The sequence below is a fragment of the Tomitella fengzijianii genome (genome assembly GCF_007559025.1).
Taxonomy (GTDB): Bacteria; Actinomycetota; Actinomycetes; order Mycobacteriales; family Mycobacteriaceae; genus Tomitella; species Tomitella fengzijianii.
Window position 1 is genome coordinate 3,512,445 of record NZ_CP041765.1, and the last position, 13,316, is coordinate 3,525,760.

Here is a 13,316-nt window from a genome sequence, read left to right on the forward strand (position 1 = left end):
TTGCGATGGAAGTATGGGGCCCATGAGCGATTCGCAGCGCCCCGCAGACCTCCCGTCGGGCATCGACCTTTCGTTCCGGGACCCGGACGTACGCCCCCAGGACGACCTGTTCGCCCACGTCAACGGCAAGTGGCTGGACGAGCACGCGATCCCGGCCGACCGCGCCGTGGACGGGGCCTTCCGCACCCTCTACGACCAGGCCGAGAAGGACGTGCGCGTCATCATCGAGGAGGCGGTCGAGGCTGCGCGCACCGGCGCCGCCGCCGAGGGGTCGGATCAGCGGAAGATCGGCGACATCTACCGCAGCCTCATGGATTCCGAGGCCGCCGAGCGTGCCGGTACGACGCCGCTGGCTGAGGAGTCTGCCGGCATCCGCGCCGCCACCACCCCCACCGAGCTGGCCGTGGCCGTCGCCCGCCTGCAGGCCGGCGGAGTGCGCGGCGTCGTCGGGCTCTTCGTCGACACCGACGCCAAGGATTCGGGCCGCTACCTGCTGCACCTCAACCAGTCGGGGCTCGGCCTGCCGGACGAGTCGTACTACCGCGGCGACGCGCACGCCGGGATCCGCGCGCAGTACGCCGCGCACGTCGGCCGGATGCTGGCGCTGGCGGGGTTCGCCGGCGGCGGTGATGCGGAGGCCGCTGCGGCGCGCATCGTCGAACTCGAGGCGGCGATAGCGGAGGCCCACTGGGACCGGGTGCGCAACCGGGACGCCGACCTCACCTACAACGCCACCACGATCGCCGAACTGGCCGAACAGTATCCGGGGTTCCCCTGGCGGGAGTGGCTCTCCGCCACGGTCGACGCCACCGGGGCGGATGCTTCGGCCCACCCGGAGCAGCTGATCGTCCGGCAGCCGAGCTTCCTGGCCGGCCTGGCCGAGCTGTGGTCGCAGCGCCCGCTGGAGCAGTGGCGCGAGTGGGCCCTGTGGCAGCTGGCCCACGCGCGGGCGCCGTATCTGACCGACGCCGTCGTCGCCGAGAATTTCGACTTCTTCGGCCGCACCCTCACCGGCGCCGAGGAGCTGCGCGACCGGTGGAAGCGCGCCGTGTCGCTGGTCGAGGAGCTGATGGGCGAGGCCGTGGGGCGGCTCTACGTGGAGCGCCACTTCCCGCCGCAGGCCAAGGAGCGCATGCAGGTGCTCGTCGAGGACCTGTTGGAGGCGTACCGCCGCAACATCTCCGAGCTGGAGTGGATGACACCGGCCACCCGGGAGAAGGCGCTGGCCAAGCTGGAGAAGTTCACGCCCAAGATCGGCTATCCGGCCCGGTGGCGCGACTACTCCGCGGTCACGGTGACGGCCGACGACCTGCTCGGCAACGTGCGCAGCGGCAATCTGGCCGAGTCACGCTTCGAGCTGGACAAGCTGGGCGGGCCGGTGGACCGCGACGAGTGGTTCATGACGCCGCAGACGGTCAACGCCTACTACAACCCGGGCATGAACGAGATCGTGTTCCCCGCTGCGATCCTGCAGCCGCCGTTCTTCGACCCGGACGCCGACGACGCCGCCAATTACGGCGGCATCGGTGCGGTGATCGGGCATGAGATCGGCCATGGATTCGACGACCAGGGCGCGAAGTACGACGGAGACGGCAACTTGGTCGACTGGTGGACCGACGACGACCGCGCCGAGTTCGGCGTGCGCACCCGCGCGCTGATCGAGCAGTACGGCAAGCTCTCCCCCCGCGGCCTGCCCGAGCACAAGGTCAACGGCGAGCTGACGATCGGCGAGAACATCGGCGACCTGGGCGGCCTGTCGATCGCGCTGGCCGCGTACCGGATCGCCCTCGAGCGCACTGGCGGCGACGCACAGGTGATCGACGGGCTCACCGGCGTGCAGCGCGTGTTCTTCGGCTGGGCGCAGGTGTGGCGCACCAAGGTCCGCGACTCGGAGGCCGTCCGTCGGCTGACCATCGACCCGCACTCGCCGCCGGATCTGCGCTGCAACGGCGTGATCCGCAACATCGACGCGTACTACGAGGCGTTCGGGGTCTCCGAGGACGACGCGCTGTATCTGCCGCCGAGCGAGCGGGTCGGCATCTGGTGAGTGCGCCGCGCAAGGCGACGGGTCCGTACGGCGCCGGGCCGCCGGCCGCCGACGCGGGCGTCAACCGCCTGGACCGCCGCACGCGCCTGTGCATCTCACTGGCGGCGCGGCCCAGCGACGTGGGCACCCGGTTCCACAATTTCCTCTATGCGGAGCTGGGGCTGAACTTCGTCTACAAGGCGTTCACGACGGGCGATCTGGCCGGCGCCGTCACGGGCATCCGCGCGCTCGGTATCCGCGGCTGCGGGGTGTCGATGCCCTACAAGCAGGACGTCCTCCCGATGCTCGACGGGCTGGATCCTTCGGCCGAGGCGATCGGCGCGGTGAACACCATCGTCAACGATGACGGCACGCTCACCGGCTACAACACCGATGTTCTCGCCGTGCAGGCGCTGCTGCCAGTCGGCACGGGCCGCAGCGCGCTCGTCGCGGGCAGCGGGGGCATGGCGTCGGCGGTGGTGGCGGCGCTGCGGCGCTCCGGGTTCGACGACATCGTGATCGCCGCGCGCAACGAGGAGGCCGGCCCGGCGCTCGCCGAACGGTGCGGCGCCCGGTGGGTACCGGATCCCGGCGGGCACCGGGCGGATGTTCTCGTCAACGCCACGCCGATCGGCATGGCCGGGGCGGACCCGGACGCCGCCGTGGCGGATCCGGCATTCCCGCGCGCCGCGGTGTCGGCCGCGCATACCGTGGTGGACGTGGTGGCGTCGCCGCCCCGCACGCCGCTGATCGCGCTGGCCGAGGAATTCGGCGTCCGCACGGTCACGGGCGATGCGGTGATGGCGTTGCAGGCCGCGGAGCAGTTCCGGCTGTACACGGGGACTCGCCCGGACGACGATCAAGTCCGCCGGGCACGGGAGTACTCGCGTCGCACGTGAGAGGGCGCCGCCGGAGCCCGGCGTGGCCCGGGCTGCGCGCGGCCGATAGGCGGAGGTGCGGAAGATGGACGACGGCTCGCGAGACGGCGGCACCGGAACCAGCGAGAGCACCGGGAACAACGAGCCGGTCGCCCGCCGGACGCCGCCCGCCACCCCCGTCATCGCCCCGCGCTGGCTTCCCCGGGTGAACCGGCGGTTCACCAACCGGGTCCAGGGCGTGTGGGCACCGCACGTGCCGCCGTGGGCCGTCATCCTGCACGTGGGCCGCAACAGCGGGAGAGCCTACGAGACGCCGGTGCTCGCATTGCTCCGCAAGGGCACTGTCAGCGTGGCCCTCCCCTACGGCGCGCGCTCGGACTGGGTGCGCAACATCTTCGCCGCGCAGGGCTGCCGGTTGCGCCGCCGCGGCCGGATCCTCGAGCTCACCGACCCCCGTATCGTCACCGACGGTTCCGGCGGCAACGCCCTGCCCCGGCCCATGCGTGCGCTCGCCGGCCGGGTCGGCATCCTGGTGATGGACGAAGCCGCCCCGCCCAACTGAACGCCCGGCCCGCGTGCTCCATCGGGTCCGCCTGGTGTGCCCGCCCGTCGAGCGGTCTCCCCGCCCGACGGCCGATTATCATCAGGGTATGGCAGAAGGGGAAAAGCGGCGGCCCACACTGGGCGAGCTGATCCGCACCCAGCGTGAGATGGCCTCGTTGCCCATGCGTCGACTCGCGGAGATGGTGGGGATCTCCAATCCGTATCTGTCGCAGATCGAGCGGAACCTGCGCGAACCCAGCGACAAGGTGCTCGAGGCCATCGCCGAGAACCTCAAGCTGTCATCCGAGATGCTGTTCAACTCGGCGCGCCCGTCGGATCCGGAGGGGCAGCCCGAGGTGGTGGCGGCGATCCGGCGCGACCCGGACCTGACGCACGCCCAACGTGCCACGCTCGAGGAGATGTACTCGACCTTCCGTCAGGTCACCACCGAGAACCGTCGACGCGGCCGCGGCACCGGACGGGCCGCCGCCGTCCACGACGGCTCCGGATCGGCGGACACGTAAAGCGGCGCGGGGCCCGCAGTCGCTGCGGGCCCCGCGCCGTTGCGTCGGACGGGTGACGTCGGAGACGCGTCAGAGGACGCCTCAGGAGACGTCGCGTCAGGACAAGACTCCCCGGAGCACGTTGGTGGCGGCGCCGCTCACGCCCATGACCACCTTCTCCTGCGTCTCCACCAGGGCGCCGAACGGCTTGACGCCGGTGATGCCCGCGATCTTCTTCTGGAATCCGAAGCCGCGCTCGAGCGACTTCTCGTAGGTGTCGACGCCGTACAGCCCCGCCTGCTTGACGACGGACACGATCCTGCCTGCGACGTTCCCATCGGAGTCGACGGATCCGTCGATCACGGTCGCGGTCTTGTCGGTGTTCGCCATGGAATGCTCCTCAGTCCGATTCGAGTGGTGCGGTTCTACCCCGCGTGATTAACACGTTAGCAGTTTCATTGCTAACGCGCATCCCCGTTCCGCACGGCGGGCGCATCACGTCTCGACGAAGGCGCCCTGCAGCGCGGCGATCCCCGCCCGCACCGTCGGCCGGTCGTTGTCGCGGCGAGACAGCGCGAACACCTCGCGATACAGCTCCGGCTCCGTGGGCAGCACACGCACGCCGGCAGGCACAGGAAGGTGCGCCAGGCGCGGAATGAGCGCCGCCGCAAGCCCCCTCGCGACGAACTGCAGGTGCGTGGCGAACTCGGCCACGCGGTAGTCGATCCGCGGTTCGACCCCCTGGCCGCGCAGCGACTGCACCAGCCAATCGTGGAACCCCGTCCCCTCGCTCCACGCGGCCCACGGCACCCCGGAGAGGTCCGCGAGGTTCACCACCGTCTTCGACGCCAGCGGATGATCGACGGGAAGGGCGAGGTCCGCCACGTCACGGTGCAGGAAGTGGATGGAGACGTCCTGGGGTATCTCCAGCGGGAGCGTGGACCAGCTGTCCACCACCGCCAGGTCGAGCTGCCGGCGCAGCACGTGCGGGATCAGCCACTCCGCCTCCCCCTCGGCGAGCGTCACCTCCAGGTGGGGATGCTGCGTCTGCAGCGCGGCGACGGCCCGCGGGAGCACCGTGCGGCTGGCGGAGACGAACGCCCCGAGCCGCAGCGCGCCCACCACGTCGCCGTGCATGGACGCCACCTCGGATTCGGCCTGCTCCAGCAGCGACAGGATCCGGTGCCCCCGGCGGGCCAGAAGCGCCCCGGCGTCGGTGAGCCGCACCCCGCGCCCCTGCCGCTCGACCACCGCCACGCCCAGCTCCTTCTCCAGACGGCCGAGTTGCTGGGAGATGCCCGATGCCGAGACGTGCAGCGCTTCAGCGGCAGCGGCCAGCGATCCCAGGTCCGCGACGCTGCACAACGCCCGCAGTCGCTCCACGTTCAGCATGTGTCCCATGATACATTACATTTACTAATGCATATTGCTGACAACACGTCACTTGTGCTGTATTGTTCACGCCGACATTATTGATGCATGGCCTTCCGTTCCCCGTCGCGCACACTCGCCCCCGGCGCTCCGAGCACGTCGGCCGCCCTGGCCCCCGCGACGGGGACTCCCGCTTCACGCCCCGGCTTCGATCCGCGCCTCGTCGCCGCTGCCGGAGCGGCCTCGATCTCGCTCACCGCCGTGTTCACCAAGCTGGTGGACGCCTCCACTGCGACGGTGGTGTTCTACCGCTGCCTTCTGGCCGTGCTGCCCCTCGCGTTCCTCGCCTACGCCGAGATCCGCAGGAACGGCGCACCGTCGCGCCGCACCGTCGCGCTGCACGCCCTCGGCGGGGTGTTCCTGGGGCTCGACTTCGCGCTGTGGACGCAGTCGATCGCGATGATCGGCGCGGGCATCGCGACGATCCTCAACAACGTGCAGGTACTCGTGGTACCGCTGCTGGCCTGGGCGTTCTTCCGCGACAAGATCCCGATGCGGTTCGTCTTGTCCGTACCGGTGATGTTCCTCGGCATCGCGCTGGCCGGCGGGGTGCTCGGCGGCGACTCCGCCGCCGGATCCGATCCGCTGGCCGGCACTGCACTGGGGCTGCTCTCCGGCGTGGCGTTCGCCGGCTACATCATCATCATCGGCCGCACGGGGAAGTCGAGCGGCGGCGGCCCCAACTCGCAGGTGCTCGTCGCCACGGTGACCGCCGGCATCGTCGGGACCGCGTCCGGCACCGCATGGGGCGGCATCGACCTCACCCCCGGCTGGGGCGCCATCGGCTGGCTGGCAGCCCTCGCACTGGTCGGCCAGATCCTCGGGTGGGTGCTGCTGGGCGCGTCGCTGCCCAAGCTGCCGTCCCAGGTGGGCGCGTCAATACTGCTCCTGCAGCCCGCACTCGCCGTGGTGTTCGCCATGGCCATCCTGGGCGAGCGGCCCACGCACGCACAGCTGCTCGGCTGCGTCGTCGTGATCGCCGCGGTGGCGGTGGTGGCCTTCGAGCCGCGGCGAACCGCCGCCCGCGACGCCGACTCCGGGCCCACGCCCGTCGATCTCGAGCCGACGCGCTGGCGCCGGCTGCGCGGCCGCCGCGCCTCTGGCATCCGGCCCGTCGAGATCATCGAGTCGGACAGTGCCGCCCCGGTGGACAGTCGCTGATCCTCCGGCCGGTCCGCTGCCGCCGACCACCTGCTGCCTCCGACCAAGCGAAAAGTGCACGCCCGCGGGGCATGGACGCACAGAATAACCCTTGCTCGGCGGGCGCGGAACGGCCGGAACGGCGAAGCGCACCGGCCACCCGGAAATCCCCGGTGAACCGGTGCGCATCGGCAACTACGGCGCTCAGCGGCCCGTCCGCCCCGGCGGGTCAGCCCGCCCAGGTGCCCCACGGCATGGAGAAGTCGGTCAGGCCGTCGTGCCCGTTGAGCTGGCCGCCCTGCGAGTTGACGACGATCACCGGGTCACCGGGCTGCGCGTTCTCGAAGTACCACTTGGCATCCGCGGTGCTCACGTTGAGGCAGCCGTGGCTGACGTCGGTGTTACCCTGGTCACCCACCGACCACGGGGCGGCGTGCAGGAAGATGCCGCTGTTGGACATCCGCGTGGCGTATTCGACCTCCAGCCGGTAGCCCTCCGGCGAATCCACCGGCACCCCGTAGGTGGACGAGTCCATGATCATCGACCGGAAGCGCTCGCCCACGGTGTAGATGCCGTTGGGGGTCTCGTGGCCCGGCTTGCCCATCGACGTGGGCATCGTGCGCACCACCTGGCCGTCGCGCGTGACGGTGATGGTCTTCGTGGCGTCGTCGGCGGTAGCGATGAGGGCGTCGCCGATGGTGAAGTGCCGGACCGCGTCGCCCGCCTCCACGGTGACCTGCGTGTGTGCGGGCCACAGGTTCTGCGGGCGCCAGCGCGCCTGCGAGTCGCCGAACCAGTGGAACGCGCCGGTGACGCCGTTGTCGGTCGTCACGCGCATCGCCCGCTCGGCGGCGGCGCGGTCACCCACCGGCTCGGGGAAGTTGATGATGATCGGCTGCGCCACACCCACCACGGCGCCCTCTGCGGGCGTGATCTGCGGCGTGCCGAAGTTCGCGGGCTCCAGGGGCGCGGGCCCGGTCTGCCCGACGGTGGCGCCGTCCGGCCCGTGCGCGACGGGGACGCCCACCTGCTCGAGCACTCCGGCGAGGTCCTGCCCGCCGGGCAGCGGGACGTCCGGCACCTGGACGGCCGGCATCTGCGGCAGCTCGGGAGCGGCGATCTCCGGCAGCTCCACGGAGCCCGCTCCACCCAGCGGCTGCGCGGTGGCCGTGCCGCCGACCAGTGCAATGCCAGACGCCAGCCCCGCGGCCGCCACCAGTGCTGTACCCGTCCGCAGCAGACCGGCGCGCATGCGGCGCATCGCACCGCGCCGCCTGGCCACCCCGGGGACGCGGGGGTCGGGTCCGGTCGGTTGTGTCGGCATTCTCATCCACCTCGGTCGGTCCGGCCGTCAACAATTCCTGCGGGCCACCAGAGCGGCCTATCGCGTGCATTCCATCCTCCCACTACCGGGCCCGATACGCGCAGCGACCCCTTTCGCTACGACTTCTCCGGCCGCCCCGCGGCGTTTCACGCCCCCCGGTCACCGCGTTCAGCGGCCTGCGATGTGTAGCGCACGCCGGCGGAGACGCGATAGTCATCAATGCAGACGGTGAACGCCTGTCAAACAATTTGATAACGATGTGATGCGGAACACGTGTCAGTGTGGCATCGTTTGCTCGCGGCACTGGAACGACGCAGTTTTCCGAGATCCGTGAACCGGTACGACGTTGCAGGAGGAGGACGCCATGACTCGTAGTAGTGTTCTACGGCTCATCGAGCCTGGTGGAGGCTCTGCGCGCCGCGCGGATACCGCCGCGCACAGGCCCTCCGCGCTCGGCAGCACGGCCCCGGCGGCCGGCGTCGCCACCACTGTCCGCCGCCAGCACATGCGCGGCGCCAGCCTCCAATCACAACTGGTCTCGCGAGCGCTGAGCGTCACGGCGCGTCCCACCTTCTCGGTGTGGTCCTACACCAGCCGCCTGGGCTGGCCCGTGGGGATGCTCGACGCCGCCGCCACCGCCCTCCCCGCCATCGACGGCACCCAGCACCAGCCGGTCCGGCTGCAGAACTGCGACGCCGAATGGATCCAGGGGCCCGGCGCCAACGCCGAACACGTGGTCCTCTACCTGCACGGCGGCGCCTTCCTGTGTTGCGGTTTGCGCACGCACCGCCGCATGGTCTCGCGCATCTCCGCGGTCAGCCAGTCGTCCGTGCTCGCCGTCGATTACCGCCTGCTGCCGCACCACACCATCAGCGACGCGATCTCCGACGGCGTCGACGCCTACAAGTGGCTGCTGGCCAGCGGCTACAGCGCTGAGAACATCCTCGTGGCAGGCGACTCGGCCGGCGGCTACCTGGCCTTCGAGGTCCCGCTTGCCATCGCCGCGGCCGGCCTGCCCGGGCCCGCGGGCATCGTCGCGCTGTCACCGCTGACGGAGATGGACCCCACGCGCAAACTGGCCCACCGCAACTCCCGCCACTGCTCCATGTTCCCCCGGCGCGCAGTCCCCGCCCTGGCCAAGCTGTCGGATCGGATGGACGAGCAGGCGATGACCACACGCGGCCAGCTCCCCCGCGTGTGCCCCGTGGACGCGAACCTCACGGTGCTCCCGCCGACGCTCATCCAGGTGGGCTCACACGAGATGCTCTACCCGGATTCCGCGCTCATCGCCGAGCGCCTCGCAGCGGCGGGCGTGCCGTGCGAGCTGCAGGTGTGGGACCACCAGCCACACGTGTTCCAGGTGTTCGCCGACGTCATCCCCGAGGGCCACGACGCGATCGCCGAGATCGGCCGCTTCATCCGCTCCGCCTGGGGCGCGCTCCTCACCCCCGTGGACTAGCGCGGGCCCGACGACGCGGCCGCCGTCGTCGCCGCGTCGGCCTACAGTGGGCGTCGAGTCCGCCGTCCGACCCGGGAGCCGCCCCATGCCCACCGCCCACCACGCGAAGCCGGCCGTCGCGTCGTCGGAGCTCCTCGACGAACTCGCCGCCCGGCTGCCCGCGGGAGCGCTCCTGACCGACCCCGACACCACGGCCGGCTACCGCCAGGACTGGGCCAAGCAGCCCGACGCCGGCTCCCCCGCCGCCGTCGTCCGGGCCACGTGCACCGCGGACGTGCAGGCGGTCATGCGCTGGTCCGATGCGCACGGCGTGCCCGTCGTGCCGCGCGGCGCGGGCACCGGCCTGTCCGGCGGGTCCAGTGCGGTCGACGGCGGCGTGGTGCTGAGCCTGGAGAAGATGCGCGGCATCACCGTCGACCCGGCCACCCGCACCGCCGTGGTGCAGCCGGGCCTGCTCAACGCCGAGGTCAAGAAGGCCGTCGCGGAGTACGGCCTGTGGTACCCGCCGGACCCCTCGTCGTTCGAGATCTGCTCCATCGGCGGCAATATCGCCACCAACGCGGGCGGGCTGTGCTGCGTCAAGTACGGCGTGACCACCGATTACGTCCTGGGGCTGCACGTGGTTCTGGCGGACGGCACCCTGGTGCGGCTCGGCGGGCCGCGGCTCAAGGACGTGGCGGGGCTGTCGCTGACCAAGCTGTTCGTGGGTTCCGAGGGCACCCTGGGGGTGGTCACGGAGATCACGGTCCGCCTGATCCCCCGCCAGGACCCGGCCGTGACGATGGTCGCCACGTTCGCATCCCTCCGCGCGGCCGCCGACGCGGTATTGGCGATCACCCGTTCGATGCGCCCCGCGATGCTCGAGTTCATGGACAAGGTGTCCATCAATGCGTGCGAGGACCACCTGAGGATGGACCTCGACCGCGACGCCGAGGCCATGCTGATCGCCCAATCCGACGCTCCCGGTGGGCATGCCGCGGCCGAGCTCGAGCAGATGGTGGCCGCGTGCAAGGACGCCGGCGCCACCGAGGTGTTCCACACCGACGACGCCGACGAGGGTGAGGCCTTCTGCGCCGCGCGGCGCGCCGCCTTCCCCGCGGTGGCGGCCCTCGGCGAGCTGCTGTTCGAGGACGTGGGCGTGCCGATGACGCGGCTCCCCGAGCTGGTCACGGGCATCGCGGACATCGCCGCCCGCCGCGACGTGACGATCGCCGTGGTCGCCCACGCGGGTGATGGCAACACGCACCCGCTGATCGTTTCCGACGCAGACGATCCCGCCGTCGCCGCGCGCGCCGAGCAGGCCTTCGGCGAGGTGATCGAGTTGGCGCTGTCGATGGGCGGCACGATCACCGGCGAGCACGGCATCGGGCGCATGAAGAAGGCGTGGCTGCCGCAGTACCTCGGCCCCGACGAGATGGAACTCAACCGCCGCATCAAGACGGCGCTCGACCCGAAGGGGCTGCTCAACCCCGGCGCGGTGTTCTGAGCAGAACGCCTGGTGGGACCGGTCACAGCCGGACTAAGCCGCACCGCGCCGGGGAATGCCGCCGCCACGCGATATGTTATGCCGTGGTGAGAGCACGACCCCGCCGCAGCGACCGTCACGGCCGCCGGGGCGGGGCCACGCCGAGTGAAACCGACCCGCTCACGGCGGGAAGACCGATTGGAGCGGCCATGGCCACCCAGGACCTCACTGCCGACACCTTCGAGCAGACCATCACCGACAACGACATCGTCTTCGTCGACTTCTGGGCCGACTGGTGCGGCCCGTGCAAGCAGTTCGCTCCCACCTACAAGTCCGTGGCGGAGCAGAACCCGGACATCGTGTTCGGCAAGGTGGACACCGAGGCGGAGCAGCAGCTCGCCGCGGCCGCGCAGATCTCGTCGATCCCCATGCTGATGGCGTTCCGCGAGGGCCAGCTGGTGTTCGCCCAGCCGGGTGCGCTGCCCAAGCAGGCCTTCGAACAGCTCGTCCAGCAGGTCAAGGACCTCGACATGGAGCAGGTCCGGGCCCAGATGGCCCAGGAGGGCTGATCCGGCCGGGGGCGACCGGCCCACCCGACAGCACCGCCGACGGGGCGGGGCGCCCGCACGGGTGCCCCGCCCCGCCGCGTTGCAGCCCCTCTCACACCCCGTCTCCCCGGCCGCCCCTTGCCTAGCACCGCGTACTGCGGGTTATGTAGTGGGCAACGAGTGTCGGTGCTGTCTACGGATAGGGGACCACGATGGCGGACGAGAACGCGGCGCAGAAGCCTGCGCCAGGCGGCGCGGCGGATGCGGGCGCGACGGCGTCGCACGATGTGAAGCCGCGCAGCCGTGACGTCACGGACGGCCTGGAGAAGACCGCCGCGCGCGGCATGCTCCGTGCCGTCGGCATGGGCGACGAGGACTGGGGCAAATCGCAGGTGGGCGTGGGGTCGTCGTGGAACGAGATCACCCCGTGCAACCTGTCGCTGGATCGGCTGGCGCAGGCGGTCAAGGACGGGGTGCACGCGGCCGGCGGCTACCCGCTGGAGTTCGGCACCATCTCGGTGTCGGACGGCATCTCGATGGGCCACGAGGGCATGCACTTCTCTCTGGTGTCCCGTGAAGTGATCGCGGACAGCGTCGAGACCGTCATGAACGCCGAGCGGCTCGACGGCTCCGTGCTGCTGGCCGGGTGCGACAAGTCCCTGCCCGGCATGCTCATGGCGGCCGCGCGCCTGGACCTGGCGAACGTCTTCCTCTACGCCGGCTCCACCCTGCCCGGGCTGGCCAAGATGTCCGACGGCACCGAACGCGAGGTCACCATCATCGACGCGTTCGAGGCCGTCGGCGCCTGCGCGCGCGGTCTGATGAGCCGCGAAGACGTCGACACCATCGAGCGCACCTTCTGCCCCGGCGAGGGCGCTTGCGGCGGGATGTACACCGCGAACACCATGGCGTGCGTGTCCGAGGCGCTCGGCATGTCACTGCCGGGGAGCGCCGCGCCGCCCGCATCGGACCGCCGCCGCGACGGGTACGCGCGCCGCAGCGGGGAGGCCGTCGTCAGGCTCATCGCCGACGGCGTCACCGCGCGCGACATCATGACCAAGAAGGCCTTCGAGAACGCCATCGCGGTGGTGATGGCCTACGGCGGTTCCACCAACGCGGTGCTGCACCTGCTGGCCATCGCGAACGAGGCCGAGGTGGAGCTGACGCTCGACGACTTCGTGCGGGTGGGCGCGCGGGTGCCGCACCTGGCCGACGTCAAGCCGTTCGGCCGGCACGTGATGCTCGACGTCGACCGCGAGGGCGGCGTGCCCGTGCTGATGAAGGCCCTGCTCGACGCGGGGCTGCTGCACGGCGACTGCCTCACCGTCACCGGCAGGACCGTCGCCGAGAACCTGGCGGACATCAACCCGCCCGACCCCGACGGCCAGGTGCTGCGGGCCCTGGACGACCCGATCCACCCGTCCGGCGGACTGACCATCCTCAAGGGCACCCTGGCGCCCGGCGGGGCCGTGGTGAAGTCGGCCGGTTTCGACGACTCCGTGATCCGCGGGACGGCGCGCGTGTTCGACCGTGAAAGGGCCGCCTTGGACGCCCTCGAGGACGGCACCATCCAGGCGGGGGACGCGGTGGTCATCCGCTACGAGGGCCCCAAGGGCGGCCCGGGCATGCGGGAGATGCTCGCCATCACCGCGGCCATCAAGGGCGCCGGCCTGGGCAAGGACGTGCTGCTGCTGACCGACGGCCGGTTCTCCGGCGGCACCACCGGCCTCTGCGTCGGCCACGTGGCGCCCGAGGCCGTCGACGCGGGGCCCATCGCCTTCGTCCGCGACGGCGACCCGATCATCCTCGACGTCTCCGGCGGCACACTGGATCTGGGGGTGGACGAAGCCGAGCTGGAACGCCGGCGCGAAGGCTGGCAGCCACTCCCCGCGCGCTACACACGCGGGGTGCTGGCCAAGTACGCGAAGCTCGTGCACTCGGCCTCCGAGGGCGCAGTCTGCGGGTAGCGCGAGCGGGCCTGTTCGGCGCTCCCTGCTGC

The 13,316-nt window shown here is 71.2% G+C and carries 12 protein-coding genes; 9 read left to right on the plus strand and 3 right to left on the minus strand.

The genetic code is table 11. The features are described 5' to 3' along the window. Positions 1–22 precede the first annotated feature (22 nt). From FO059_RS15925 to FO059_RS15940, 4 genes are all read left to right on the plus strand, one after another. Positions 23–2,047 (plus strand): M13 family metallopeptidase, encoded by a 2,025-nt coding sequence (locus tag FO059_RS15925; protein WP_143909940.1) that lies wholly within the window; start codon positions 23–25, stop codon positions 2,045–2,047. Positions 2,048–2,115: 68 nt separating this feature from the next. Next, on the plus strand, positions 2,116–2,925 hold the full coding sequence (locus tag FO059_RS15930; RefSeq protein WP_143910835.1) for a shikimate 5-dehydrogenase: 810 nt from the start codon (positions 2,116–2,118) through the stop codon (positions 2,923–2,925). 64 nt (positions 2,926–2,989) lie between these two features. Further along, the gene (locus FO059_RS15935) at positions 2,990–3,466 is read left to right on the plus strand and encodes a PNPOx family protein (RefSeq protein ID WP_143909941.1); all 477 of its coding nucleotides are present in this window, start codon (positions 2,990–2,992) and stop codon (positions 3,464–3,466) included. An 88-nt stretch (positions 3,467–3,554) separates the two neighbouring features. Beyond that, a complete protein-coding gene (locus FO059_RS15940) occupies positions 3,555–3,971 on the plus strand; it encodes a helix-turn-helix domain-containing protein (RefSeq protein ID WP_143909942.1) in 417 nt (138 codons plus the stop codon). Between the two features lie 96 nt (positions 3,972–4,067). Here the strand turns inward: FO059_RS15940 and FO059_RS15945 are convergent, their stop codons facing one another. Together FO059_RS15945 and FO059_RS15950 are read right to left on the minus strand one after the other, a co-directional pair. Then, positions 4,068–4,340 (minus strand): hypothetical protein, encoded by a 273-nt coding sequence (locus tag FO059_RS15945; protein ID WP_143909943.1) that lies wholly within the window; start codon positions 4,338–4,340, stop codon positions 4,068–4,070. 105 nt (positions 4,341–4,445) lie between these two features. Next, positions 4,446–5,342, minus strand: a complete 897-nt coding sequence (locus FO059_RS15950; protein WP_143909944.1) for a LysR family transcriptional regulator — start codon at positions 5,340–5,342, stop codon at positions 4,446–4,448. Between the two features lie 87 nt (positions 5,343–5,429). Between FO059_RS15950 and FO059_RS15955 the strand changes: the two genes are divergently transcribed. Next, on the plus strand, positions 5,430–6,542 hold the full coding sequence (locus FO059_RS15955) for a DMT family transporter (protein ID WP_143909945.1): 1,113 nt from the start codon (positions 5,430–5,432) through the stop codon (positions 6,540–6,542). 208 nt (positions 6,543–6,750) lie between these two features. Here FO059_RS15955 and FO059_RS15960 read toward each other — a convergent pair whose 3' ends face one another. Beyond that, positions 6,751–7,782: a L,D-transpeptidase gene (locus tag FO059_RS15960; RefSeq protein WP_143910836.1), complete on the minus strand. Its 1,032-nt coding sequence runs from the start codon at positions 7,780–7,782 to the stop codon at positions 6,751–6,753. 568 nt (positions 7,783–8,350) lie between these two features. Here FO059_RS15960 and FO059_RS15965 point away from each other — a divergent pair. From FO059_RS15965 to ilvD, 4 genes are all read left to right on the plus strand, one after another. Next, positions 8,351–9,304 (plus strand): alpha/beta hydrolase, encoded by a 954-nt coding sequence (locus tag FO059_RS15965; RefSeq protein ID WP_408033858.1) that lies wholly within the window; start codon positions 8,351–8,353, stop codon positions 9,302–9,304. Between the two features lie 85 nt (positions 9,305–9,389). Then, on the plus strand, positions 9,390–10,790 hold the full coding sequence (locus FO059_RS15970; protein WP_143909947.1) for an FAD-binding oxidoreductase: 1,401 nt from the start codon (positions 9,390–9,392) through the stop codon (positions 10,788–10,790). A gap of 188 nt (positions 10,791–10,978) precedes the next feature. After that, positions 10,979–11,338: a thioredoxin gene (gene trxA / locus FO059_RS15975; RefSeq protein ID WP_143909948.1), complete on the plus strand. Its 360-nt coding sequence runs from the start codon at positions 10,979–10,981 to the stop codon at positions 11,336–11,338. A gap of 191 nt (positions 11,339–11,529) precedes the next feature. Continuing rightward, positions 11,530–13,284 carry a dihydroxy-acid dehydratase gene (ilvD, locus tag FO059_RS15980; RefSeq protein ID WP_143909949.1) on the plus strand — a complete coding sequence of 585 codons (1,755 nt, stop codon included), beginning with the start codon at positions 11,530–11,532 and terminating at the stop codon, positions 13,282–13,284. Positions 13,285–13,316 lie beyond the last annotated feature (32 nt).